Genomic DNA, 25,601 nt, shown 5'->3' with positions numbered 1-25,601 from the left:
CGTGGGCAAACGGCGGCGGCAAAATTTGCTAGGGTAAAGGGTAGCCGTATGGGATAGACCACTCTGTTGAACTCAGCAAAGGAAGAGACTCATGAGCACCAGTATCTGCGCTACCCTCAAGGATCCCACGCTGTTCCGCGAGGCCAACTACATCGACGGGCAATGGTTGCCGGCCCAGGAAGGCCGTTCGATCGCCATTCATAATCCCGCCAACGGCGAACGGATCGGCCACGTACCGGCCTTCGGCGCCGAAGAAACCGCACGCGCCATCGCCGCCGCCAAAAAAGCGCTGCCCGCCTGGCGCGCGTTAACCGCCAAAGAGCGCGCCGGCAAGCTGCGCCGGCTGTTTGAATTGATGATGGAAAATCAGGAAGATCTGGCGCGCATCATGACGGCGGAACAGGGCAAACCGCTGGCCGAAAGCCGCGGTGAAATCGCCTATGCCGCCTCCTTTATCGAATGGTTCGCCGAGGAAGGCAAGCGGGTGTATGGCGACACCATTCCACAGCCCCAGGCCGGTCGCCGCATCATCGTGCAAAAAGAGCCGATCGGCGTGTTCGCCGCCATCACCCCGTGGAACTTCCCGGCGGCGATGATCACCCGCAAAGCCGGCCCCGGCTGGGCCGCAGGCTGCACCGGGGTGATCCGCCCCGCCAGCCAGACCCCGTTCTCGGCGCTGGCGATCGCCGTGCTGGCGGAGCGCGCCGGGCTGCCCGCCGGGGTATGCAACGTGATAACAGGCCCCAGCAAAGGCATCGGCGGCGAACTCACCGCCAACCCGGACGTGCGCAAACTCTCCTTCACCGGCAGCACCGAAGTCGGTGCGCAGCTGCTGGCCCAGTGTGCGCCCACCATCAAGAAAACCAGCATGGAGCTGGGCGGCAACGCGCCGTTTATCGTGTTTGACGACGCCGATCTGGACGCCGCCGTAGCCGGCGCGGTCGCCTCGAAATACCGCAACGCCGGCCAGACCTGCGTCTGCACCAACCGTTTTCTGGTGCAGGACGGCGTATACGATGCCTTCGCCGCCAAACTGAAAGCCGCCGTCGCCAAGCTGAAAGTCGGCAACGGCCTGGATGACGGCGTCACCATCGGCCCGTTGATTAACCCGGACGCGGTGGAAAAAGTGCGCGAGCATATCGCCGACGCCGTCGAGCACGGCGCCTCGGTGCTGCTGGGCGGCAAGCCTGACGCGCTGGGCGGCAATTTCTTCACCCCGACTATCCTGACCGATGTGCCGCGCACGGCGAAAATCTTCCGCGAGGAGACGTTCGGCCCGGTGGCGCCCCTGATCCGCTTCAGCCAGGAGGCCGACGCCGTCGAACTGGCCAACGACACGCCGTTCGGCCTGGCCGCTTACTTCTACAGCCGCGACATCGGCCGAGTGATGCGCGTGGCCGAAGCGCTGGAGTACGGCATTGTCGGCATCAACGAAGGGTTGATTTCCACCGAGGTGGCGCCGTTCGGCGGCATGAAACACTCCGGTTTGGGCCGCGAAGGATCGAAGTACGGCATCGAGGACTATCTCGAAATCAAATACCTATGCCTTGGCGGCGTGGATGCCTGATGCGTTCGGCCCCCGCACCTGCGGGGGTTCTGTCTGGCGTTTGCTATCTTTAGGTTAGGCATCTTTGTGCGGTTAAAAGGGATTGTCTCTATGCGGCCCATCTCGGTACATCTGCCCGGCTTTTACGTCGCCGGCCAAACAGTCAGAACCACCAACCAGAACGAAACCCAAGCCGAAACGGCAAAGATTCCCGCGCTGTGGTCGGATTTTTTCGCTACCTCACCCGCCCTGCCGGTATACGGGGTCTATTCCAATTACGCTTCCGACGCCAGCGGGCCGTTTGACGTCACCGCCGGCAGTGAGGCACAGAGCGGTTTACACATCCAACCCGGCCGCTATCTGGTCTTCTCCGCCCGTGGCGCGATGCCGGCGGCGGTCATCGCAAGCTGGCAGCGCATCTGGGCCTACTTCGAACAACACCCTGAGATCGAACGCCGCTTCCTGACCGACTTCGAAGCCTATACCGGCCCCGACGCGGTCGATATCCCCATCGGCTGCCGCTAACGCGACAATGAGGTCAACGATGATCGCCTTCTCGCCCGCCATTCCGATCCTGCGTATCTTTTCGGTCGACAAGGCCAAAGAGTTTTACCTGGATTTTCTCGGTTTCACGCTGGAATGGGAGCACCGTTTCAGCGAAGACCTGCCGCTGTACATGCAGATTGCCCGCGCCGGGCTGACGCTGCACCTGAGCGAACACTACGGCGACAGCACGCCCGGCGCCGCCATTTTCATTCCGATGCAGGACATCGATGCGCTGCACCGGGAGCTCACGGCCAAAAACTACCGCTATGCACGGCCGGGCCTGGAGATTGTCGATTGGGGCAAGGAACTGAACCTCACCGATCCGTTCGGCAACCGCCTGCGGTTCTGCGAACAGAACCGCAGGTCCTGAGCGCCGTTATTGCCGGTACTCCGCCTCGCTGACCGGCTCCAGCCAGGTCACCGGAGTGCCGTCCAGCGCTTCGGCGATGGCGATATGAGTCATGGCGGAGTCCGGCGTCGCACCGTGCCAGTGTTTGACGCCAGCCGGGATCCAGACGATATCGCCGGGGTGCATTTCCTGCGTGGCCTCGCCCCACATCTGGATCCAACCGCGCCCCTGAGTGACGATCAGCGTCTGGCCGAGCGGATGCGTATGCCAGGCCGTGCGGGCGCCGGGCTCAAAGGTGACGGTTGCGCCGCCCACTCTGGCCGGCGCTTCGCCGGCGAACGGCGCGTCGATGCGCACCTGCCCGGTAAAATAATCCGCCGAACCGCGCTGTGATGGGATCGAACCGCTGCGTTGTATTTTCATCTGTTTTATCCTCCGCGCCGGCTCTCACAACCGGCGCTGATAGTCATAAGTGAGTGATGCCAAGATAGCGCCATGCTTTTCCGCCGACTAGCGGGTAAAATGCGCAAGGAGCTATGAGCTAAATTCATAAATCTACGCGCGGCCGCGCCCTAACCTTGCTCTTCGGTGCCGATATGTTGAAAGAAAACGTTAACGACCTGATCGCTTTCCTGATGGTGGCCAGAGAACGCAGCTTCACCAAAGCGGCGGCGCAGCTTGGCGTTTCCCAATCGGCGCTCAGCCACGCTATACGCGGGCTGGAAGAGCGCCTGGCGCTGCGCTTGCTCACGCGCACCACCCGCAGTGTCGCCCCTACAGAGGCCGGTGAGCGGCTGCTCAACAGCATCGGTCCGCGCTTTGCGGAGATAGAAAACGCGCTGAACGCGCTGGGTGAAATGCGCGATCGCCCGGCCGGCAACATCCGCATTACCGCCGGCGAACATGCAGTGGATGCGGTGCTGTGGCCGGTGCTGCGCACTTTCCTCATCGATTACCCGGACATCAACGTGGAAATCACCGTCGACAATAGTCTGGCCGACATCGTCGCCGGGCGTTTCGACGCCGGCATCCGGCTGGGGGAACAGGTGGCGAAGGACATGATCGCGGTGCGCATCGGGCCGGACATGCGCATGGTGGCCGTCGCCTCACCCGCCTATTTCGCCCGTCACGGCCTCCCCGCCACGCCGCAGGCATTGCAAAACCACCGTTGCATCAACATGCGTTTGCCCACCCTCGGCGGGCTGTACGCCTGGGAATTTGCCCGCGATGGCCGGGAGATCAAAGTACGTGTGGAGGGGCAACTGACCTTCAACAGCCTGCGCCAGCGGATCGACGCTGCGCAGCTCGGCCTCGGTATCGCCTTTGTGCCGGAAGACAGCGTCGCCGAGCCGTTGGCCGACGGGCGGTTGCAGATGGCGCTGGACGACTGGTGCCCGCCGTTTCCCGGTTATTACCTCTATTATCCAAGCCGCAGGCAACACACCACCGCCTTTGCGCTGCTGATTGAGGCGTTGCGGCGCGGGGCTTAACGCCCGACGTTTTTCTGCAGATGCGCCGGGTAACGATCGCCGATCACGTCGATAGCGGAGAGCGCGCGCTCAATCTCGCCCAGTTCGTCCGCCGCCAACACCACCGACGCCGCCGCGAGGTTCTCTTGCAGCCGATGACGCTTGGTGGTTCCCGGAATTGGCACGATCCACGGCTGTTGCGCCAACAGCCAGGCCAAGGCGATCTGCGCCGACGTCACGCCCTTGCGCTGCGCTATCTGCCCCAGCACGCTCACCAGCGCCTGATTGGCCCGGCGTGCTTCGGCGCTGAAGCGCGGCACCAGGTTGCGAAAATCGCCGCTGTCAAAGGCGGTGTCTTCGGTGATGGCGCCGGTGAGAAAGCCCTTGCCGAGCGGGCTGAACGGCACCAGACCGATGCCCAGTTCCGCCAGCGTCGGCAAGATTTCACGCTCCGGCTCGCGCCACCATAGCGAATATTCGCTTTGCAGCGCCGTAATCGGCTGCACCGCATGGGCTCGCCGGATGGTTTGCGCTCCGGCTTCCGACAAGCCGAAGTACTTCACTTTCCCTTCGCGAATCAGTTGCTGCACCGTACCGGCCACCTCCTCGATAGGCACTTCGGGATCGACGCGATGTTGATACAGCAAATCGATCGTCTCTACCCGCAGGCGCTTCAACGAACCTTCCACCGCCCGGCGAATATGCTCCGGACGGCTGTTCAACACCTGTTGCCCCGCCGGCTGCGGCAGATCGAAACCGAACTTGGTGGCGATGACGACCCGATCGCGCACCGGCGCCAGCGCTTCGCCCAACAATTCCTCGTTGGTGAACGGACCATAAATCTCGGCGGTATCGAAGAACGTCACGCCCTCGTCAACTGCGGCGCGGATCAGATCGATCGCCTGCCGTTTGTCGGTGGCCGGGCCGTAGCCAAAACTCAGCCCCATACAGCCCAGACCCAACGCCGATACTTCCAGCCCTTCTCGCCCTAACTTGCGTGTTTGCATCTTCACTCTCCCACTGAATGATACCGGCTCCGCCTGACGCGGCGCCGCTCCGGTGTGGTGACTGTAAAAGGCGGCTGCCGCCATGACTATGGGGCAAAATACGCTTGAGCTTATGAACCAGGCTCATGAATCCGTTAACCGTTGCTGGGACCAGCGTTTTTGCGGGAACGTTCCTGCCCGAGATACTCTATACTGATGTCAGGATGCCTTACCCTTTTCGTTTAGCGTCATGTAGATGGAGCGACAGATGGCTAACTCTGAATCGACCTGCGATTCCCTTTCAATACCAGTGGCAGATTTATTCCATGACCAATAAGAAAAGCGCCGTGCTTACCCCGGCTGCAATGCTATTGCTACAACCCATGTTTGCCAGCCAGGCGCTGGCGGCAGAAAATAATGAAGAGAAAAGCGACACCCTGGTGGTGATGGCGCAACCCATCGGATTGACCGAGCTGGGATCGCCGGTGTCCGTCAGCGTGATCGACGGGCAAGACCTGCGCAACGCCGCCCCGCAGATTAACCTGTCGGAAAACCTCGGCAGCGTGCCGGGCCTGCAGCTTCAAAACCGGCAAAACTATGCGCAGGATCTGCAGCTGTCGATACGCGGGTTCGGCAGCCGCTCGATGTTCGGCGTGCGCGGGGTGCGCATGTACGTCGACGGCATTCCCGCCACCATGCCCGACGGCCAGGGGCAAACCTCCAATATCGACATCAATTCCGTCGAACGCATCGAGGTGCTGCGCGGCCCCTATTCCGCTCTATATGGCAACGCCTCGGGCGGGGTGATCAATGTTGATACGATTACCGGCACCCAGCCGCCGACGCTGGAGGCCGGCGGCTATTTCGGCAGCGACAACACCTGGCGCTACGGGGTGAAAGCGACCGGCGCCACCGGCGACGGCACCCAGGCCGGCGACGTCAACTATGCTATATCGGGAACCCGCTTCACTACTCAGGGCTATCGCGATCACAGCGCCGCGCGCAAAAACCTCGGCAACGGCAAGCTCGGCGTGCGGCTGGACGACGTCAGCACCCTGACGCTGATGTTCAACAGCGTCTCCATTGACGCCGGCGATCCGGGCGGCCTGACCGAAGCGGAATGGAAGGAAAACCCGCGCCAGGCGCCGCGCGCGGATCAATTCAACACCCGCAAATCGCTCGATCAGACCCAGGCCGGCCTGCGCTATCAGCGCCAGATGAGCGAGCGCGACGAACTGACGCTGACCGCCTACCACGGCGAGCGCCACACCACGCAGTACCAATCCATTCCACGCGGGCCGCAGCTCAACCCTACCCACGCCGGCGGGGTGATCGTGCTGGAAAGAAAATATCAGGGCATTGACACTCGCTGGAAGCATGAGGATACTCTCGCCTCGTTACCGGTAACACTGATCGGCGGTCTGGATTATGAAACCATGACCGAACGCCGGCAGGGGTTTGAAAACTTTATTCTGCGAGACGGCACAGTGGACTACGGCGAGAAAGGCGACCAGCGGCGCAACGAGAAAAACCGCATCTGGAACCTGGATCCTTACCTGCAAACCTCCTGGCAACTGACGCCGCACTGGACGCTGGACGCCGGCCTGCGCTACAGCACGGTCAGCTTCGACTCGACCGACTACTACATCACGCCGCGCAACGGCGACGACAGCGGCAGCAAACGCTACCACCAGTGGCTGCCGATGGGTTCGCTCAACTATAAAATCAATCCGGCGTGGAACGTTTATCTCTCCGCCGGCCGCGGCTTTGAAACCCCGACCATCAACGAACTCTCCTACCGCCCCGACGGCCAGGCCGGCCTGAACATCGGCCTGCAGCCGTCCACCAGCGACACCGTCGAACTGGGCAGCAAACTGCGCCTCGGCAACGGCCTGGTGAGCGCCGCCCTGTTCCAGACCGATACCGACAACGAGCTGGTGGTGGCGGAAAGCAGCGGTGGGCGCACCAGCTACGCCAACGCCGGCAAAACCCGGCGGCGCGGCCTGGAGTTGGCGCTGGATCAAGAGTTTGCGCTGGACTGGCGCCTGCATATGGCCTGGACGCTGCTGGACGCCACCTACCGCAGCGATATGTGCGGCAAAGCCGTTTGTACCCCCGCCGGCAATCGCCTGCCGGGCATCGCCCGCAACATGGGCTACGCCTCGCTGGCCTATGCCCCGCCGGAAGGCTGGCACGCCGGCGCGGAGCTACGCTACATGAGCGACATTCAGGCCAATGACGCCAACAGCGCGCAGGCTCCCTCTTACACCGTGGCCGGCGTAAACGCCGGTTATCGCTTTACCTGGAACCGCTGGGCGCTGGACGTGTTCAGCCGGGTGGACAATGTTTTCGATCGCCGATACGTCGGTTCGGTGATCGTCAACGAAGGCAACGGCCGCTACTTCGAGCCGGCGCCGGGGCGCAACTGGGGTGGCGGCGCCACCTTGTCTTATCGCTTTGAATAAGGCAAAGCACCTTAAGGTTAAAAAACGGGATGGGTTTTACGTCACCCTAGCGGCTTCTCGCTGAAATAATAGGGAGAAACCGCGTGTTTTTTCCGATTTGGCTTAATCTCTAAATCGGGGACTTTCATTTTTGGTAAGGGTATTGCTATGCAAAATAAAGCGTCACTATCGCCGCTTATCGTCATAACGGCGCTGTTTGCCGCGCTGAGCGGGCTTTATCTGCTCGGCGGCGGCATCTGGCTGGCCAAGTTGGGCGGTTCGCTGTATTACATCATCGCCGGGCTGGTGCTGCTGGCGACCTCCTGGCTGCTGTTCCGCCGCCGCGCCACCGCGCTGCTGCTGTACGCGGTATTCCTGCTGGGCACCACCATTTGGGCCCTGTGGGAAGTGGGCCCGGACTTCTGGGCGCTGACGCCGCGCCTGGACGTCACCTTCTTCTTCGGCCTGTGGCTGGTGTTGCCGTTTATCTACCGCAAGCTGGTGGCCAACGGCAAATTCGCCTACGGCGCGCTGAGCGCGGCGCTGGCGATCACCGTCATCGCGTTGGCCTATGCCGTGTTCAACGATCCGCAAGAGATCAACGGCACGCTCGACGCCGCGCAGGTACAGCCGAAAGACGCCACCGGTGCCGACTGGCCGGCCTATGGCCGCACCCAGGAAGGCACCCGTTACTCGCCGCTGAGCCAGATCAACGACAAAAACGTTGGCCAGCTGCAAGAAGCCTGGCGTTTCCAGACCGGCGATCTGAAGACCGCCAACGATCCGGGTGAGATCACCAACGAAGTCACGCCGATCAAAATCCGCGATACCCTTTACATGTGTACGCCGCACCAGAAGCTGTTTGCGCTGGATGCCGCCACCGGTAAAGAAAAATGGAAGTTTGATCCGCAGCTGAAGTACAACCCAACCTTCCAGCACATCACCTGCCGCGGCGTGTCTTACCACGAAACCGCCGCAGCCGCAGGCGCCACAGGCGATGCCGCACCGGCGATGTGCGCACGCCGCATCATTCTGCCGGTCAACGACGGCCGTCTGTTCGCACTGGACGCCGAAACCGGCAAACCCTGCCCGGACTTCGCCAACAACGGTGAGCTGAACCTGCAGAGCAATATGCCGTATGCGACGCCGGGCCACTACGAGCCGACCTCGCCGCCGGTGATCACCGATAAAGTGATCGTCATCGCCGGCGCCGTGACCGACAACTACTCCAACCGCGAGCCTTCCGGCGTGATCCGCGGCTTCGACATCAACAGCGGCAAGCTGCTGTGGGCCTTCGATCCGGGCGCGAAGGATCCGAACGCCATCCCGGCGGACGAGCACCACTTCGTGCCTAACTCGCCGAACTCCTGGGCGCCTGCCGCCTATGACGCCAAGCTGGATATCGTTTACCTGCCAATGGGCGTTTCCACTCCGGACATCTGGGGCGGCGATCGCACCCCGGAAATGGAACGCTACGCCAGCGGCCTGCTGGCGCTGAACGCCTCCACCGGCAAACTGGCCTGGTTCTATCAGACGGTCCACCATGACCTGTGGGATATGGACGTGCCGGCGCAGCCGACCCTGGCGGACATTACCGACAAGAGCGGTAAAAAAGTGCCGGTGATCTATGTGCCGACCAAAACCGGCAACATCTTCGTGCTGAACCGCACCAACGGCGAACTGGTGGTGCCGGCGCCGGAGAAACCGGTACCGCAGGGCCCGGCCAAAGGCGATCGCCTGTCGCCGACCCAGCCGTTCTCCGAGTTGACCTTCCGTCCTGAGAAGAAACTGACCGGCGCCGACATGTGGGGCGCGACCATCTATGATCAGCTGGTCTGCCGCGTGATGTTCCACAGCCTGCGTTATGAAGGCACCTTCACCCCGCCTTCCGAGCAGGGCACGCTGGTGTTCCCGGGTAACCTGGGCATGTTCGAATGGGGCGGCCTGGCCGTCGATACCGATCGCGAAATCGCCATCGCCAACCCGATCGCGCTGCCGTTCGTCTCCAAACTGATCCCGCGCGGCCCAGGCAACCCGATTGAGCCGCCGGAAGGCGACAAAGGCGGCAGCGGCACCGAGTCCGGCGTACAGCCGCAGTATGGCGTGCCGTTCGGCGTTACCCTGAACCCGTTCCTGTCGCCGTTCGGCCTGCCGTGCAAACAGCCGGCCTGGGGTTACATTTCCGCCGTGGATCTGAAAACCAACGACATCGTGTGGAAAAAACGCATCGGCACCGTGCGCGACAGCTCACCGCTGCCGCTGCCGTTCAAAATGGGCATGCCAATGCTGGGCGGCCCGGTGACCACCGCCGGTAACGTGTTCTTCATCGGCGCCACCGCAGACAACTACCTGCGCGCTTTCAGCGTGACCAACGGTGAAAAACTGTGGGAAGCGCGCTTGCCGGCCGGCGGCCAGGCGACGCCGATGACCTATGAGGTCAACGGCAAGCAGTACGTGCTGATCTACGCCGGCGGCCACGGTTCCTTCGGCACCAAGCTGGGCGACTACGTGGTCGCTTACGCTCTGCCCGATCAGAAGTAACCACCGCCGTTAGTACCCCGCAAAGCACGCCGCAAGGCGTGCTTTTTCTTTTCCCGCCCGCCGGCTGTCCCCTCGCAATACCCTTAATTTTTTCACTCGCATTATTGATAATGGTTATCATTCGCAATATTATACCTCTGCGGCCCCGGCAGCGGCTGCGATCCTCTCCAGCTTAATGGGCAATACAACGATCGGCCGCCTTCGGGCGGCCCTATTCGGAGGCGCATGGTCGACCATACTCGGAAGCATCGAAAGAAGATCCTGCAAGCGGCGGTGAAGACGCGGCGTGCCGGTCTGCCGTTCACGGCGGACTCCCCAGCCACCCCGCCCTTTATTGGTTTGCCGCATCAGCCGAAGGCGGTGCTGGTGCATCTGATCGGCCATGATGACGCCCAGGAGGAACATGAATGAATCTGCAGCCCTTTACCGCCATGCTGATGTTCGCCTATGTGCTGCTGATGGTGCCGCTGCTCTACGTCATCGACAGCCGCCTGAGCGCCAGCAAACTGGTGCGCAAAGCCACGCAAAACCTCATCATCATCGCGTTGACGCTGCTGTTCTTCAGCGCGATGACGCTTTTATACTGAGGCCATCTCGCCGGTGCCCCGCGGCCGACGTTACCCGGCCTCCCGGCGTTTGGCTCGCGGATATTTCCACAGCCAGCGCCCGCTGACCATGCGCCAGTAGAACAAGGCGCCGCGCACCGCCCAATCAAGGAACATCCCCAACCAGACACCCACCACGCCCATGCCCAGTTCGATACCCAGCGCGTAGCCCGCCACCACGCGGCAGCCCCACATGCCAAGCATCGTCACCCACATGGCGAAGCGGGCGTCGCGCGCGCCTTTCAGCCCGGCGGGCAACACCCAGGAAGCGGCCCAGATCGGCATAAAGGCGGCGTTGAGCCAAATCAGGGTTTTCACCACCGTTTTCACGTCATCCTGCGAGGTATAAAACGCGGCGAATACCCCGGCCAACGGCGCCGTACCCCAGGCGATAGCGGTCAACCCGAGGGTAGACAGCCAGAAAATATGGCGCAGCTGCCGTTCCGCCTGACCGATCTCGCCTTTGCCGAGCCGCCGGCCGACGATGATGGTCGAAGCCGAGCCCAGCGCGTTGCCCGGCAAATTGATCAACGAAGCGATGGAGAAGGCGATAAAGTTACCGGCGATCACGTTGGTGCCCATGCCGGCGACGAACATCTGCGTTAACAGTTTGCCGCCGTTGAACAGCACCGACTCGACGCTGGCGGGAATGCCGATCCCCAGCACTTCCCACAGGATGCTCATCTTCAGCGGCGTGAAATAGCTTTTCAGCGTGATGTGCAGCGCCGGATTAAAACCGATCGCCAGCACATAGAGGATGGCGATGGCGCCGATATAGCGGGAAATCGTCAGCCCCAGCCCGGCGCCGACGAAGCCCAGGCCATGCCAGCCCAGCATGCCGTAAATCAGGATGCTGCTGATGATGATATTGAGGATATTCATGCCGCCATTGATAAGCAGCGGGATCTTGGTGTTGCCTGCGCCGCGCAGAGCGCCGCTGCCGATCAGCGCAATCGCCGCCGCCGGGTAGCTCCACACCGTGGTTTGCAGGTAAGAGAGCGCCAGCGCTTTCACCTCCGGCGAGGCCGCGCCGGCGATCACATCAATGATCGGTTCGCCCGCCAGGTGAATGCCCGCCGCCAACAGCAGCGCCACGCCGGTCATCAGCACCAGCGACTGACGCGCCGCCGCCCGCGCCCGCCGGCGATCGCGCTTGCCGAGGCTGAAAGCCACCACCACGGTGGTGCCGAGATCCACCGCGGCAAAAAAGGCGATGATCACCATGTTGAAGCTGTCCGCCAGCCCCACCCCGGCCATCGCCTCTTTGCCGAGCCAACTCACCAGAAAGGTGCTCAGCACCCCCATCAACAGAACGCAGGCGTTCTCCAGAAAAATCGGCACCGCCAGCGGCGTGATTTCGCGCCAGAACAGCACGCGGTAGCTTTTCCGTTTGGCGTACCAGGGCGTATTTTCCACGCGCTGACGCAGTGCGGCATACAGGTTCAAGGTGGGCTCGATGGATAAAAGTGAAACATCATTTCAAATGATGAGCGATAAATCGTTATCCTGCAAAGAATTTTTGGGCGCCCGTGGCGAGCGCCCGACAGGCACACCGTAGCGCTACTCCATGTAGTCTTCCTGATCGGCCTGCGCCGCCGCGATAAAGCGCGCGGTGCTGCGGCTGAGCGTGGCGCATTTGTCCGTCAGCAGCTGATTGTCCTGTTGCAGAGTCAGGTAACGCGCCTGGGTGAGCGCCGGCAACTGCCGATACCCTGCCGCCTGCGTATCCCAGCCGCGGTGCTGCGCTGCACGCATCGCGGTGCGTTGCAATTTCACGTCGTCCGGCACGTCGCTGCGCCCACAGTCCACGCGCAGGAAATGCCCACCGGCCAACATCAAAGCGATGTGATCCAATTGCGCCTGCAGCGGCGGCGCCGGTTTATGCGCCGTCTGCTGACAACCGACGAGCAGCAGCAATGCCACCGCGCCGCAAAGAGACGTGCGAAACAGAGTAGACATGGGGGCTCCGGGAAAACCTGTGGGTGATGCAATGATCTTAGGTGAGCGGATGCCGGGCGGCAAGGCGGGCAGTACGCTTAGCGCCGGCCGCTGCTGACCTTGGTGGCGCGGGCGGGGTTGCCGGCGACGAATTCCAACGTGGGGGAATAGTAAAACGGCAACCAGGCGTTATAGCCGCTCTCCCACTCCCATTTAACCGGGCAAGGCCACAGCATGTCTTCATGCAGGATGTAATAGATCCACCGCCCGGGCGGGCGGCGCGGTTTGCGCGTTTTCATAGCGGGTTCGACGGCCTGATGGAATGCGATAGGGTCAACTGCTGCATTTTACCGCGATTTTCACCGTGGGGACAGCCTGCATTGCCGGCTTCGCCCCGGCGCCGGCTAGCGCCCTTTATTCACCGCCGCCTGCCGGCGCGCCGCTCTCGGCCCCCAGCACCACTACCCTGTCGGCCGAGTCGATGGTCGACTTTCTGTGGGCGACGATCACGCGCGTAATATTCAGCGAAGATATCGCTCGGTTGATCGCCGACTCATTCTCAACGTCCAGATGGCTGGTCGCTTCATCCATAAACAGCACGCTCGGGCGGCGATAGAGGGCGCGCGCGATAAACAGACGTTGCTTTTGCCCGCCGGAGATGCCGTTGCCCAACTCGCCGATCAGGGTTTCGTAGCCCATCGGCATCTGCATGATTTCATCGTGGATATTGCTGTGTATCGCGCAGGCCATGATCAGCTCTTTATTGGCATTGACCTCAAACCCGCTGATGTTTTCCGCAATGGACCCGGAGAACAGCCGGTCGTCCTGCAGCACGCAGGCGATCGCGTTACGGTAGTTATTCACCCCGACTTTGTGGATATCCATCGCGTCGGCCAAAACCTGGCCGGAAGTAGGGCTGAGCAAACCGCACATCACCTTCAGCAAGGTGGTCTTGCCCGCGCCGGAGGCGCCCACGACGGCCACGCTTTCGCCGGCCGCAATGCGCATGTTCAGGTCTTTGAAGATCGGCCGCGACAGCGCGTCATATTGATACGTAAGATTTTTTACCTCAATGGCAATCCCCGTGCCCGAGGGGAAAACCTGTCGCGGCGCGGACTCCGTCTCCGCATCGGTAAAGACGATGTCGGATATCCTCTCATTGTGCAGCGACAGCATGCGCAAGCCGATCGCCAGGTCGATCAGGCTCGAGGCCCGCTGAGAGAACTGGCCGCGATAGGCATTGAACGCCATGAACATGCCGAGCGTCATGGAATTGTCGATGACCATCATGGCGCCAAGCCACAGGATCGCCACCTGATCGAGCGTCGTGATAAAGGTATTGATCCCGCCGAACATCATATTGAATCGGGTGATTTTGATATTGGTATTGGCGGCGTCGACGTTCAGATTGAGCCAATAGCTGGAGCGCGTTTCCTTGATGCCCAGCGCCTTGACGGTCGAGATGCCGTACAGTGTCTCCATGAAATGCGAGTTGGCCTTGGCCGCCTTGACGATCTGCTCCTCCGAGAATTGACGGTAGGTTCTGTAAGTCATCATCCTGATGAGGATGTAGATCAGAGTGAAGCCCGCCACGACCCAGACCAGCCAGCCGCCGTAGACCATCATCATCGCGAACAGCCCGACCGTCATGATGCCGTCGATGATCCCGCTGACGATATTATTGGTAAAGGTGGTTCTGATCGCATCCAGCGAGGAAAAGCGCGATTGAATGTCCCCCAGGTGCCGTTTTTCGAAAAAATCCAGCGGCAGCTTCATCAGGTGTTCAAACAGCGTCGTCTTCCACTGAATATCGGTCAGCGTCCCGAGCACGATGGAGATCCAGGCCCTGGCGATGCTGACCACCGCGCGGAACAAGGTGAAGAAGATCAGCCCCAAACAGATGACCGTCAGCAGGCTGTAGTCATGCGCCTGAATGACATGGTCGGTCACCAGTTGCGTTCCCACCGGCAGCAGCAGGTTGACCGATTCGATGACTATCGATAACGCAAAGATCTTGAGCAGCGTCCCCGGCAGGCCCTCGATGTTTTTCATCAAATCCAGCAGGCGCAAACGGGTCTTGAGGGTCTCTTTTTGAAATGCCCTGTCGGGCCACAGCTCCAACGCGATGCCGGTAAAATGATTCGACATCTCCTGCAGCCCGATCACTCGGCGCCCGAAGGCCGGATCGTGAATGACAAAACCGGCGCGCTGCACCTTAACCAACACCACGAAGTGGTTCATATTCCAGTGCAGTATGCAGGGCGTTTTCAGCTGATTGATTTCGTCGATGTCCAAGGACAAGGCGCGCGTCTTCAGCTGGATTTGCGACGCGATTTGAGAGATCGTCCCCAGGGTCGCGCCCTGGGTGGAAATGCCGAATCGCTGCCGCAGGCTCAGCATATCCACATTAAACCCGTAATAGGAGGCGATCATGGCGAGGCACGCCAGGCCGCATTCCGATGATTCCGACTGCAAGATGCTCGGCACCCGCTTGCGCAGTGAGAAGGTTAACTTCTCGTTGATCCGTTCAAAGAGATTATTGTCCTTCATCGACTCGCCCCACAACGCTGTTTTTTATGTCATACAAAGGCGCGACCGCCCACTGATAAAGCGGTTTCTTATCCAGGAAGACGATGACCCTGGCCTGCAGCCCGCTGCTGATTTCGAGATATTTGCCTTTATCGCTGAATTGCGTGTCGCTGATGGACGCCAGCACTTTGTAGTAGGCGTTCCTTTCCCTTTTATTTCCGCTGCTGTATTCCGACATTTCCTGCGGGGAGGCGGGGACCGACGAGATGGATTCTATTTTTCCCGGAAACTGACCGAATTTATCCGACGGGAAGGCTTCATAGCGAATGTTGATGCCATCGCCGATTTTCACGTAGGGCAAACTGTTATTCGGCAGCCATAAAACCAGATAATATTTGATGTTATCAATCGGCTTGATTTGCGCCAGACTGCTGCCGCTCTCGACCACCTGCCCGGCGGTCACGCTCAGCGACTCGATTTTCCCCTTGAGCGGCGCTTTGATAATGACCTGGCCGCCGGCATTGGACTCCGCCAGCTGGCGTTGTAAATCACTGCGTTGCGATTCGCTTTGCGATATCTGATTGTCGTAATCGGCGGCGCGAATCAGCAAATCGCTGCGCAACTGCGACAGCTGAATATTTTGCTGGATCTTTTGGCTGTAGAGCGCCTGATACGAGCTTTGCTGTTGTTGAAAGAGCGAACGCTGATAATTTAACTGATCTTTGGTGATCAGGCCTTTCGTCAAATAGTGTTCGTAATTTTTCAGGCTATCCCGCATTTTATCCATCCCCTCTTTGGCGCTGAGGTTCAGTTTCTCGGTTTCTTTATAGGCGTTTTCATAGCTATTGATCTGTTTGCGCAAATTATCCAGCATGGCGGTTTTATTTTTATTCAGCTTGCTGATTATCGAATCCAGATTGCTAATCTGTTTGCTTATTTCGCTGGCCGCGATATGGCTGACATTGCCGGACGTGGTGCTTCTCGAGACATCAATCACATACAGCGGCTCGTCCTTTTCCACGATGTCACCGGCTTTATGGAATGCCTGGCTCACGTAACCGTATTGGGAGGAAAACACATTGGTGGAATGCGGGATGCTGATCACCTCGCCTTCAACATCGACCCGGCGCGTGTACTCGCAAAAATAGAGTGCGCCCGCCAGGATCAGAATAAAAGTGAAACAGGTGGCGGCAATCACATGGCTCGACGCGCCGGAAATTAACAGCGCCCTGCCGGTCCATCTTTGACGTTGATAATTGACCGCCTCCTGGCGGAAAATATTCCTGCTCTTATTATCACTCATAGGAAGAACCTGCGCTTGCCTGACCGGGAGACAGCCGCAGCGAGAGCGCTGCGGCTTTGGACCGCATATGGATTTAGCTGATGGTGCCGTTAATCAGCCCATCGAGGCCTTTTTTGGAGTATTCCAGCGTGGTGTCCCAGCCAATAACGGCTGCGGCCACGCCGCTGGCTACGCCGCCCAGAATGCCGCCGGCGACCATGCCGACGCCCTGGCCAATCGAGCCGACGCCCAGCAGGCCGCCGCCGTCGCCGCCGTGCTTACCGCCGATGACGGCGCCCGCCATGCTGCCCACGGAGGCGCCCAGAGCGATGGATGAAACGGCTTCCGCGGCATTGGAAACGGCGCTGCCAATCAGCCCCGACAGTCCATTGCTCATATCCCAGGAATAAGCGCCTGACACTTCATTCATTTCGATAACAGACAGTTCTTTCATTGGTTAATCTCCATATTTAAACGGACAAACACGGCCATACATGCGTGTTGTCATTGCATTGGCATCGGCCTGCAGCGCCTGATGCCACCAATAATGTCGCGCGAACAGACGACATTATATTTTTAATGGGGGTCTCTTTAATTCTGCGTAATGGTGAATGTCATCACCGCGTCGGCCTGCCCGGGGCTAATGGCTCCCGTTTGCTTATAGCGCGCCATCAAGGGGATCCTGATCTCTTTTTCAGCCGCGGTGTGGTAATTGATCGGTCTGGAAAACGTTAATGGATTACGGTTCTCATCCAACACTTCCACGGCGACGCCCTTCGCCGCATCGGCACCGTCGGCGATATCAATCATTCCCACGCCTGGCGAATTTCCGGCCGCCTCGAACGTGACCTGAACCGGAATATTGTCCTCCTGACATTGCAGAACCACGGAAAAATTGCGTTCGGAAGACGCCGCCGTGCTGCCGACGCCGTTAAACTCGCTGCGTTTAGGGCTGCCCAGATTCACCGTTTGATTTTTATAGTTCAAATCAACCAGGCAACTTTTCTGAATGACCTTCATGCCGGAAATACTGAGATCCAAAATGGAGGTCGAATCCAGATAATATCTGGCGATAATTTTCCCGCCCATATCGCCGCCGGTTTTGATCGGACCGGTTTTAATAAACGTCAGCCGAACATCGTTTCGATTGATCCACGGCGTCAGCAAGTTGGGCGAAATCGCCGTGTTGACGGGCACGTTCTTATTGCTCTGCCATAAGTCTGAAATCGTCACCCCCACGCCCTCTATGCCCGTTTCAAATACGCCGGGCAGCGCGCTCGGCGTCAGCGGCGACATGGAGCGATAGGCGACCGAACCGGAACAAAGAAAAGAAAACGTCGTGCCGTTCATACTGTTCTCGGTTCGAACAGCCAACTGCTCGCCGACTTCAATGCGCGGATCCACGGCCAGCGTCAGCAACCCCATACGGGCGGTTTTCGCGTTGGTGGTACAGGTGCCGGCATAAACCGCCGTCGTGAGCGTCGCCAGCCACACCAGGGCGCCGTAACCGAATATCCTGAGAAAAACGTTCATTTTCACTCTCACTTAAAAGTCATGATGGAAATAGAGCGAGATCTATTGGCAAACGCCGTTTAGGGTTTGGAGACCCGCTGACGGCGGCTCCGCCGGCAACTGATAACGGATGCGGCATTGGTTCTCGCCATTCCTGCCCCACTGCGCGATGAGCAGGCCCTTTTCCGCCATGCCGGTCAGATAGACCACGCCGTCGCCGCCGACCAGGAACGGCTGAGTCGCCCCCTCGGCAAGACGCAGGCTGGCGCCCAGCGGCAGGGGGGCCCCCTGCGAGTCCGTCACCTTCATCAAAATCCGTCTGCCGACGTTGGCTTTGAAATTCGCCCGGCTCACCGCGCCGCGAGTCGGCGTGACCGACTGGTTCGTCAACTCGAGATCGACATCATCCGGCAAGCTGTCGACATCGAGGCGAATCGAATTGTTGCGATAAGGTGTGGCGTAAGGAACGATCGCGTAGCCGCGCCAGTCGGTTTTCACCCCGACCTGATTGCCGACCGCCACATCGCTCGCGCCGGCCGCCTGTACCAGGGCGACGGTTTCGCCGAACGGTTGACCGAAGGTCACGCCGTCTTCATGGGCGATCACCCCGCCCTTCACCCCGTAGTTGACGCGCTGTTGACTGCGATCGTAGGCGTAGCCCGCCGTGAGTTCGCCGTACGTCGCGCGCCAGTCGGCGTTGGCGTTGCCGCTGTTGCCCTGGCCCTGGCTGCCATACCCTTCCTGTACGCTCCAACTGAGGTTGCCGCCGGCCAGCGCCGTGCCGTTGAGGCCCGCCGTATGGCTGGTATTGCCTTTTTTGCTGGTGTTGAGGTTGTAGGTGGCGTAGGTGTTGCTCAGCCATTTCTCTAATGGCACGCTGATGTTGAAAGCGAAGATCTGATCGCGATCGTAAATGCGCCCGCGGTTCGAATCGCCGTAAATAGCCTGTGAATTCCGGCTGTAGCTGTAGTTAAAACCGTAGCTGATGCCATTCCAACTATTGTTGTAACCCGCGCTCAGCGACTGCATATTGCGCTCGGAGCCCCAATAGTCTTCGGAGACCGCGCTGAGTGAAAGCGACCCCGCCCCTTCCCATAAATTCTGGTTCAGCGTGATTTCGCCGCGATTTTTGCGGCGGTCTATCGGGGCGTAACGGTTGCCGCTGCGATAGGTGTCCAGCACTTCCTGCAGCCCATAGTAGCCGCTGGTCGAATAGCGGTAGCCGGCGATGGCGAAGTTCGTCCCCGTCTCGACGATATTTTTGCTGTAGCGCACACGCCACGACTGACCATCGCTTTTCGGCTGATGCTCCTGCTTTGCCCACGCCTGGGTGACGTCGGCCGACAGGGCGCCGAACTCGCCCAGGTTCTTGCCCAGACCCAATGCCAGCGATTGATACGGCCCGGCGAATTGGCCGCCGCCATACAGGGTGAAACCGGCGGGCAAGCCATAAATCAGGCTGGCCTGCGAGAAGATCTTTTTATCCACGCTGTGATCGTAAGTGCGGTATTGCCCCGAGGTCAGCGCATATTTCAGCCGCCCTTCGCGTTGCAGCACCGGCAGGCTGGCGAAGGGAACGGTCAGGTGCTGTTCGCTGCCGTCCGCCTCCTTGATAGTCACCTCCAAATCGCCGCTGCCGCCGGTCGGGTACATGTCCGAAATTTCAAACGCGCCCGGCGCAACGTAACTCTGGTAGATGACATAGCCGTTTTGGCGAATGACCACTTGCGCATTGCTGCGCGCGATGCCGCGCACCACCGGCGCATAACCACGCAGGCTTTCCGGCAACATGTCGTCATCGGAAGCCAGCTGCGCGCCGCGAAACGACACGCTGTCAAACACATCGGACGGGCTGCTGCTTTCGCCGAGCGTCAGCAAGCTTTTCAGGCGAATAATATTGCGCTGGGCGTAGGTATAGACGGAGTCCCAACGATCCTCCGACGCTCGCCCGCCGCCGGCGCTGTTGTAGCTCCAGGTGGTGTAGTTCCGCACTCGCCAGGCGCCCAGGTTGAAGCCCGGCCGCAGGTTGAGGTAATAACTGCTTGCGCTCTGGGTGAATCGATCGCGCCCCTTGCTGTTGCTGCCGGTGAAGCCGTAGTTCAGCAGCATCGCCGGCAGGCCTTCATCCCATTGTTCCGGCGGAACGTATCCGCGCACCTTATTTTCCAACGCCGCCTGGGGGATACTCAGCATCAGGCGTTGGCGGTTAAATTGAAATTGCGCCGAGGCCTGTGGGATCGCGGCCAAATTCGCGCAGCGATCGGCGCCGGCCAAACCGGGAAACAGCTCAACTTTCACCCCAAGCCGTTTCAGATCTTCCCGCGTCAAACAAGGCTGCAGATCGGCCTTCTCGTCGCTGCCGGCCCGCAGAGCGAACGACACCTCGCGCGTTTCCAGCAGCATGTCGTTCACCCAAATATCGACCCGATACGTGCCGGGAACCTGCTGGCCATTTTCAAAAATCGACAGATCGACGTGCTGCTGGCCTGAGCGCCCAGTTTCCAGCAACGCCGGATTAAAATAGTCACGAGAGAAGGCGGGATTAGCCATATTGCCGCATACCGCCGTTGTTACCGTGAATAAGGCTATGCGTTTCAGCCAAGCATCCCGCTTCGCTAATATACGCTTTTGAGTTATCATTCATTAGCTCCATTATTGAAATGTTTTATCCCTTTTTCTGCCTTCCCTTACAGATTAAATACCTGACTGATGTTCTTTACCTGTGCCGCCATAATCATTAATTAATTTCCAGCTTACCGACGTTGCGCCCGCCACGGGCAATACAAACATTTCGCTGCTCATCGGCGCGATATACGCCACCTCTTTCATTTCCCGTCCCCCGATACGGACATAATGGAAGTTCATATAATAAGGCGTTGGGTTGGTGAGTTTTAATTCTGAACCGACACGCTGCCATTTCAGCTGCTGCGTCACTTCTTCGGGTACCTGGCGGAGCAGCGGCGCCGGCCGATAAATCAATTTAATGCGGGTCTTGACCGCTATTTGCAGCGTATTCGATTTACCCGTCTGTGTTGTTGAAGGAATGGATTTAATATTCATCCAATACAAGCTTTCTTTATCTTTCGGTAAGTCATCGCCCACTTTCACGATGCGCAGCATATTTTCCTGGTTGCCGTCCAACCGAAATAAAGGCGGCGTAACGATAAACGCGATTTTATCCACTCCGCTTTGTTGATTCTCCAGCCAGGACTGAATCAAATACGGTTCTTTATCCGGATTCTCCACGCTGATTGACGCTTCTTTTTTTTCGCCGTTGAATATCACCCGCGTCCCGCCAATCACCACGCCGGCGTGAACCGTAGACGCAAACAATAAAATAATGAGAGCCGCTAAGGCGCCGTAGCGATTAAAACGCATAATATTATCTCCGAGGCAATACAGCCCGCTGTGAACCAGCGGGCAAGAAAATATTATCAGTTATAATTCAGCGTAAAGGTGGCGACGCTATTGGCTTTACCGGCGGTCACATCTGCCTGCGTGGAAATATAGCGGGCGGTAAAATCGAGGTTATTTTTCACGCCGCTGCCGGAAGCCAACGGATAAGCCGTCGACGCCGTGTAAAGCGGCAGAACACTGTTAGAAATATCAGACAGTTGGATACCGACACCGGTAGCGACATCCGTTTCCTGAGTCAGCTGCAATACGTTGCTGTCGCCGTTATCGGCCGCGCCGTCAAACTTAACGGTGGCGCTTTTTACCGTATCCGGACAATCGGTGACTTCCAGCGTGAATTTTGTCGCGCTGGACGTTGATCCCTTGCCACCCGCAAATGCCGTTCGGGCCACATCACCCAAAACAACATTTAATGGATTACTCAAGTCATTCGTGACCTTGCACGCAGCATCGACAATATTCCCGGTAAAATTAACCTGACCATCTGCTGCCAGAGCAGGTAAAGCGCTTGAACACGCTGCCGCGACAAATGCCAACATAATCACTTTTTTTTCCATCATGGGTACTTCTCCTTTTGATTAGACAAACTTCAAAATATCCCCGCCACGGAGATCCCGGACAGGGAGAATAGGAGCCCCGCTCCTTTCACAGTTAATTATGCTTAGCTTTCCCCCTTTAGCAATACATAAAATCAATGTAAAGATGAGAAAAGATAATTACCCCAAATAGAATTAGCATCATTCTTAATTTTATTTTGAAAAAACCGCCAAATCGGCGTTTCTTGATTCATTCATCTGGCAGCAAGAGAATTTATTCTCGCGCTATTCGAAGGCGCTTTCGCCAGATCCTCCTCATTTCCCCCTCAGGCGAAAAATCAGGTGACATCGCCGTAAAATGAAAACCGGGCGAAAAAACTCGCACTGAAATAAATGACATTTATATTACGAAAGACATCACGACGCGGCGACAGCAAGAGGGGAAGCAGAATAGCAAAAGCATGGCGATAAAGGAGGGAGAATAAGGCGTTCGCCGTTCGTGAAACCGGCGCGATCATATGACAACGAGAAAATGGCGTTACGCAGAAATATTCTGTCTGGCGCCGTTCACTATTTCGAAAATAAGGCGGCAATGCGCTCTGTCGCGCATAATAACGCATTGCCGCCTTATTGTTTTTCGGCGCCGCTAATTAATCGTCATGGCGATAATCTTCACCCAGCCCTCTGCCGGGTAGGGTTTCACACGCCAGGCCATCGCCCGCGGGAACGGCGGACGGATAGTTATCGTCCGGCGTGATAAAGACCGGCGTGGTCGCGATAAACCCATCGTTGAACACCGCCTCGATAAAGGTGGCCTCCCAGCCTTGCGCCGGGACGGCCAGACGAAACTCGCCGCGATCGGCCTCCGCTGCGGCCAACGGCTCCGGGGTAAAGCGTACGCCGCACGAATAACGAAAATCTCGCGCCGTGCGGTTGTGCGCGCTCCAGCGCCGCACGGTGGCCGGCGGTTCGGAAAAACGCAGCGTGCGCACCGCAGCATCCGCGGCGCTGCCTTGCACCTCGATCGTCGGCAACGCGATATCGCGCTGGCGGCGCTTGATCATCGCCAGTATGGCGCGTTCGGCGGCCGGCCGGCTTGCCGCGCGATCCCCGTCGGCAATCGCGCGCAGCGAAGCCTCTCCCGCTGAGGCGCTGAAATAGAATCGCGTGCTGTCCGGCGGATAACGTTCGTCGCCGCTGGCGATGATGACATATTTCGGTACAGCTGGCCGCGCTCCCGCCGTCGGCGGCGGATAAGCGGTGGGATCCGCTATTTGCATCAGTTTGTCGAACGCCGACGTCTCTATGCGCCGATCGATGCCGAGTTGGTAATAAGGATGAAACGCCAACGGCCAACGGCCGCCATACGTACGATAGGTATGCTTCAAGACCTGCCGCGCCGCGACCCCATCCGGGAACATGGCGACGACGGCATCGATGCGCTCATCCGACAATGACGCCAGCCACGCCGCGGTTGCGCCGCTCGCCGCGCCCGCCACGATGAATTTATCTATCCCCCACCGGCTCAATTCGCGCTGCGCCAGCGTCATGGTTTGCGACAAGGCCGCCGTCATGGGGATCGCCAGCGGCATCATCAAGTATTCATCCGCATCGTCCAGGAACAATCGCCAGCCTCGGGCCTGGCTGTCCTCCCCCGCACGACGCCGCCCCTCATTTTGATATTCCAGGTACGGATAAGGCAGCCGGTTGACGACAATCACGATGGTGTGACTTTCCGCCGCCAAGGCCGCCGGCGTAGCGACAGAAAACGCCGCATTTTGCTTGCCTGCCCCGCTCGCCCCTGCGGCGGCGCAAGCGCAGTCATCGCTCATCAGCACCAACGCTTTACGGGCAAGCGCCCCGTTGGGGATATAAATATCCACATCATGCCACCATTGCGTCGGCCGGATGGCGTCTTGCGGCGACCAGGATTGCGACATCAACCGATAATGACGTATCGACACGTCATGGCCGTTATCCACGCCCTTTAACGAATATGACAGAGGCAACATCGCCAACTGATTGTTATAACAAGGAATAACGGTGTGCAAGGCGGAATGTTCGTCCGCAAAGCAGCGATCTTCCTCTGCCGCCATAGCCTGCCGGCCGCCGATTAAGGCCAGGCAAATCAGCGCGATGTATCCGATGCGTTTTAGCATTTTTCCTCCCCCCTTTGTCCGTGGCAAATCCCTTTTACGCCGCCTGGCGGCAGGAAACCTTCCGCGCGCCTAGAGCACCTGATGAAAGCGTATCGGATAGCCAAAGCTGTCCTTTTCGAACGCCACGTCCCTGTCGTTCTCGCCCAGCAATAGGCTGTAAACGCCGTTTTCCTCATAACGGCTCATGGCGATATACAGCACGACCTCCCGATGGTCAGCGATCGTAAACTGTTTGCGCCTGGCGTTGATTTCCAACGTAAACGCCACCACAGGATTGTTGTTCAGAAATACCGAGGTCTGCTGCATGGAGACGATCCTGCCCTGCGCTTTCTCGGTCACCTGAAAGGGCGTGGCGTCATTGGGGGCGCGTATATCCACCTTCTTTTGGATATAGATAAAGTTAAACACCGCCAACGCCACCGCCACGAACAGATTGATGGCCATGATCAAGATGATTTTATTCGCCATGAACTCTCCCTTTGCCGTTCTTCCGGCTCCCGACATGTGCGAGGTAAAAGTGCCCTTGCGGGCACTTTTCATTAAGGGCCGGGCTTATGACGATTTACGGCCAAACAGCTGCGAGAAGGCGCTAATACCGGCATCGATGACGGCGCCAATGCCCTCACCGAGTTTGGCGCCGGCGCCCGCCGCATCCGCGTGGATCCCGAATAGACCGGTACCGGCATCTACGATGGCGCCAATGCCATTGCCCAGGATTTTGCCGGCATCGGAAGCGATGCCTGCGCCGTAAACCGCCATGACTTCTGCTTCAGTCAGTTCTTTCATACTGTCTCCTTTGTATTTATCGACATGTTTAGTAATGAAAAAATGAAACCCTCACTGTTTGTTCACCTCCTTGTTATCTGCCCACGAAAGACCCTGTTGCCAATGCGTTCACCCGCGCGGCGGTGACAATGTCAGAACAGGCCGAACTCACGGCAGAGATAATCGGCAACGCCATTGCGGCTGTTGGGCAACGCAATCGGGTTAAACGGCAGCGCGCGCTTCAATTCGCCCATGGCATTGCCCATCACCACCCCCGTTCCGGCCCAGCGCAGCATGTCCAAATCGTTCATCGCATCGCCGAAAGAGAGGCAATCGCGCATCGCTATCTGTTTGGCGCTCAGATAGTCGGCCACGCTTCTGGCCTTGGAAATATGCTTATCCATGATGTCTATCGTTTCCGCAGAGGACTTACAGATAGACAGCGTTTTTCCGAAAGCCTGACTGACCTCGTCGTAAAACCGCTCGATCAGCGCCGCTTCCCCCTGCAGCAGCACTTTCAGGATCGGTTGCCGTTTCATCGCCTCCGGCTCGACATAGCGGCAAGCGACGCCCGAGGTTTTGATATAGTCGGCAAAATGCGGATTCTCTTCGGCCATCATCCATCCTTCCTGGGTGAACAACGTCACGTGGAGCGGACAGGCGAAGAGGTAATCCATCAACATCATTTGGCTGTCGCGAGGCAGGAAATAGCTTTTATCCGCCACCGGCCGCCCCTCGATATTGACCATCGCGCCATTGCAGGAGACGATCGCCGGCGAGAACCCCAAGCCATCCACAATCCCGCGCGCATCCGCATCGCAACGGCCTGTCGCGATCACGATTTCCAGCCCGCGGGCATGCAGGATATTGAGCGTTTCCACCGTCAGATCAGACAGATTTCCGGCAGGATCCAGCAAGGTTCCGTCAAGATCGCTCACGATCGCCCGGTATTTTATTTTGCCGTCGATAGCAAGCCACAT

At 58.8% G+C, this 25,601-nt stretch carries 24 protein-coding genes; 8 read left to right on the top strand and 16 right to left on the bottom strand.

Translation table 11 applies throughout. From position 1 onward, the window contains the following. Nucleotides 1-91 precede the first annotated feature (91 nt). The 3 genes from gabD to ACMGF9_RS08310 all read left to right on the top strand — a co-directional run bounded on the left by gabD (nt 92) and on the right by ACMGF9_RS08310 (nt 2,462). A complete protein-coding gene (gene gabD / locus ACMGF9_RS08320) occupies nt 92-1,567 on the top strand; it encodes an NADP-dependent succinate-semialdehyde dehydrogenase (RefSeq protein WP_015378365.1) in 1,476 nt (491 codons plus the stop codon). 90 nt (nt 1,568-1,657) lie between these two features. Then, the gene (locus ACMGF9_RS08315; protein WP_414160195.1) at nt 1,658-2,071 is read left to right on the top strand and encodes a GyrI-like domain-containing protein; all 414 of its coding nucleotides are present in this window, start codon (nt 1,658-1,660) and stop codon (nt 2,069-2,071) included. 22 nt (nt 2,072-2,093) lie between these two features. Beyond that, on the top strand, nt 2,094-2,462 hold the full coding sequence (locus ACMGF9_RS08310; protein WP_025159860.1) for a glyoxalase/bleomycin resistance/extradiol dioxygenase family protein: 369 nt from the start codon (nt 2,094-2,096) through the stop codon (nt 2,460-2,462). A gap of 6 nt (nt 2,463-2,468) precedes the next feature. On the opposite strand, the gene ACMGF9_RS08305 is transcribed toward ACMGF9_RS08310, so the two are convergent. Further along, nucleotides 2,469-2,864 (bottom strand): cupin domain-containing protein, encoded by a 396-nt coding sequence (locus ACMGF9_RS08305; protein WP_015378368.1) that lies wholly within the window; start codon nt 2,862-2,864, stop codon nt 2,469-2,471. 173 nt (nt 2,865-3,037) lie between these two features. On the opposite strand from ACMGF9_RS08305, the gene ACMGF9_RS08300 reads away from it, so the two are divergent. After that, entirely contained in the window at nt 3,038-3,931 is an 894-nt protein-coding gene (locus ACMGF9_RS08300) for a LysR family transcriptional regulator (protein ID WP_048325047.1), read from the top strand. Here ACMGF9_RS08300 and ACMGF9_RS08295 read toward each other — a convergent pair. Beyond that, a complete protein-coding gene (locus ACMGF9_RS08295) occupies nt 3,928-4,917 on the bottom strand; it encodes an aldo/keto reductase (RefSeq protein WP_015378370.1) in 990 nt (329 codons plus the stop codon). The genes ACMGF9_RS08300 and ACMGF9_RS08295 overlap by 4 nt on opposite strands. 305 nt (nt 4,918-5,222) lie before the next feature. On the opposite strand from ACMGF9_RS08295, the gene pqqU reads away from it, so the two are divergent. The 4 genes from pqqU (at nt 5,223) to ACMGF9_RS08275 (ending at nt 10,468) form a co-directional block, all read left to right on the top strand. Beyond that, nucleotides 5,223-7,361 (top strand): TonB-dependent receptor PqqU, encoded by a 2,139-nt coding sequence (gene pqqU, locus ACMGF9_RS08290; RefSeq protein WP_414160194.1) that lies wholly within the window; start codon nt 5,223-5,225, stop codon nt 7,359-7,361. 147 nt (nt 7,362-7,508) lie between these two features. After that, complete coding sequence (locus ACMGF9_RS08285) at nt 7,509-9,881, top strand: glucose/quinate/shikimate family membrane-bound PQQ-dependent dehydrogenase (RefSeq protein ID WP_004935255.1); 2,373 nt, start codon at nt 7,509-7,511, stop codon at nt 9,879-9,881. A gap of 225 nt (nt 9,882-10,106) precedes the next feature. After that, nucleotides 10,107-10,292: a hypothetical protein gene (locus ACMGF9_RS08280; protein WP_075685149.1), complete on the top strand. Its 186-nt coding sequence runs from the start codon at nt 10,107-10,109 to the stop codon at nt 10,290-10,292. Continuing rightward, nucleotides 10,289-10,468: a hypothetical protein gene (locus ACMGF9_RS08275; protein ID WP_015378373.1), complete on the top strand. Its 180-nt coding sequence runs from the start codon at nt 10,289-10,291 to the stop codon at nt 10,466-10,468. Before ACMGF9_RS08280 ends, ACMGF9_RS08275 begins: the two co-directional genes overlap by 4 nt. A gap of 30 nt (nt 10,469-10,498) precedes the next feature. Here ACMGF9_RS08275 and ACMGF9_RS08270 read toward each other — a convergent pair whose 3' ends face one another. The 14 genes from ACMGF9_RS08270 to ACMGF9_RS08205 all read right to left on the bottom strand — a co-directional run bounded on the left by ACMGF9_RS08270 (nt 10,499) and on the right by ACMGF9_RS08205 (nt 25,601). Continuing rightward, a complete protein-coding gene (locus ACMGF9_RS08270; protein ID WP_004935263.1) occupies nt 10,499-11,932 on the bottom strand; it encodes an EmmdR/YeeO family multidrug/toxin efflux MATE transporter in 1,434 nt (477 codons plus the stop codon). 114 nt (nt 11,933-12,046) lie between these two features. Then, nucleotides 12,047-12,445: a type II secretion system pilot lipoprotein GspS gene (gene gspS, locus ACMGF9_RS08265; RefSeq protein ID WP_076740695.1), complete on the bottom strand. Its 399-nt coding sequence runs from the start codon at nt 12,443-12,445 to the stop codon at nt 12,047-12,049. A gap of 77 nt (nt 12,446-12,522) precedes the next feature. Then, a complete protein-coding gene (locus ACMGF9_RS08260) occupies nt 12,523-12,723 on the bottom strand; it encodes a hypothetical protein (protein ID WP_015378375.1) in 201 nt (66 codons plus the stop codon). Between the two features lie 115 nt (nt 12,724-12,838). Beyond that, a complete protein-coding gene (locus ACMGF9_RS08255) occupies nt 12,839-14,974 on the bottom strand; it encodes a peptidase domain-containing ABC transporter (protein WP_004935271.1) in 2,136 nt (711 codons plus the stop codon). Beyond that, nucleotides 14,961-16,256 (bottom strand): HlyD family secretion protein, encoded by a 1,296-nt coding sequence (locus ACMGF9_RS08250; RefSeq protein WP_075686604.1) that lies wholly within the window; start codon nt 16,254-16,256, stop codon nt 14,961-14,963. Before ACMGF9_RS08250 ends, ACMGF9_RS08255 begins: the two co-directional genes overlap by 14 nt. A 73-nt stretch (nt 16,257-16,329) precedes the next feature. Next, entirely contained in the window at nt 16,330-16,689 is a 360-nt protein-coding gene (locus ACMGF9_RS08245; protein WP_004935280.1) for a hypothetical protein, read from the bottom strand. A 137-nt stretch (nt 16,690-16,826) separates the two neighbouring features. Beyond that, the gene (locus ACMGF9_RS08240; RefSeq protein WP_004935283.1) at nt 16,827-17,768 is read right to left on the bottom strand and encodes a fimbrial protein; all 942 of its coding nucleotides are present in this window, start codon (nt 17,766-17,768) and stop codon (nt 16,827-16,829) included. A 42-nt stretch (nt 17,769-17,810) separates the two neighbouring features. Continuing rightward, nucleotides 17,811-20,387 carry a fimbria/pilus outer membrane usher protein gene (locus tag ACMGF9_RS08235; protein ID WP_015378378.1) on the bottom strand — a complete coding sequence of 859 codons (2,577 nt, stop codon included), beginning with the start codon at nt 20,385-20,387 and terminating at the stop codon, nt 17,811-17,813. Nucleotides 20,388-20,441: 54 nt separating this feature from the next. Continuing rightward, nucleotides 20,442-21,125, bottom strand: coding sequence for a molecular chaperone (locus ACMGF9_RS08230; protein ID WP_118911611.1), 684 nt, complete (start codon nt 21,123-21,125; stop codon nt 20,442-20,444). Nucleotides 21,126-21,181: 56 nt separating this feature from the next. Beyond that, on the bottom strand, nt 21,182-21,721 hold the full coding sequence (locus ACMGF9_RS08225; RefSeq protein ID WP_004935293.1) for a fimbrial protein: 540 nt from the start codon (nt 21,719-21,721) through the stop codon (nt 21,182-21,184). Between the two features lie 626 nt (nt 21,722-22,347). Next, nucleotides 22,348-23,856 carry a PhoPQ-activated protein PqaA family protein gene (locus ACMGF9_RS08220; protein ID WP_118891902.1) on the bottom strand — a complete coding sequence of 503 codons (1,509 nt, stop codon included), beginning with the start codon at nt 23,854-23,856 and terminating at the stop codon, nt 22,348-22,350. 69 nt (nt 23,857-23,925) lie between these two features. Then, a complete protein-coding gene (locus tag ACMGF9_RS08215; protein WP_004935300.1) occupies nt 23,926-24,324 on the bottom strand; it encodes a hypothetical protein in 399 nt (132 codons plus the stop codon). An 84-nt stretch (nt 24,325-24,408) separates the two neighbouring features. Then, a complete protein-coding gene (locus ACMGF9_RS08210; protein WP_118891901.1) occupies nt 24,409-24,642 on the bottom strand; it encodes a hypothetical protein in 234 nt (77 codons plus the stop codon). Nucleotides 24,643-24,773: 131 nt separating this feature from the next. Next, nucleotides 24,774-25,601, bottom strand: a complete 828-nt coding sequence (locus ACMGF9_RS08205) for a Cof-type HAD-IIB family hydrolase (protein WP_004935307.1) — start codon at nt 25,599-25,601, stop codon at nt 24,774-24,776.

Source organism: Serratia sp. BNK-23 (genome assembly GCF_047456145.1).
Classification (GTDB): Bacteria; Pseudomonadota; Gammaproteobacteria; order Enterobacterales; family Enterobacteriaceae; genus Serratia; species Serratia nematodiphila.
Note: the sequence above shows the minus strand (reverse complement) of the source record. Positions and strands in the feature narration are given on the sequence as shown.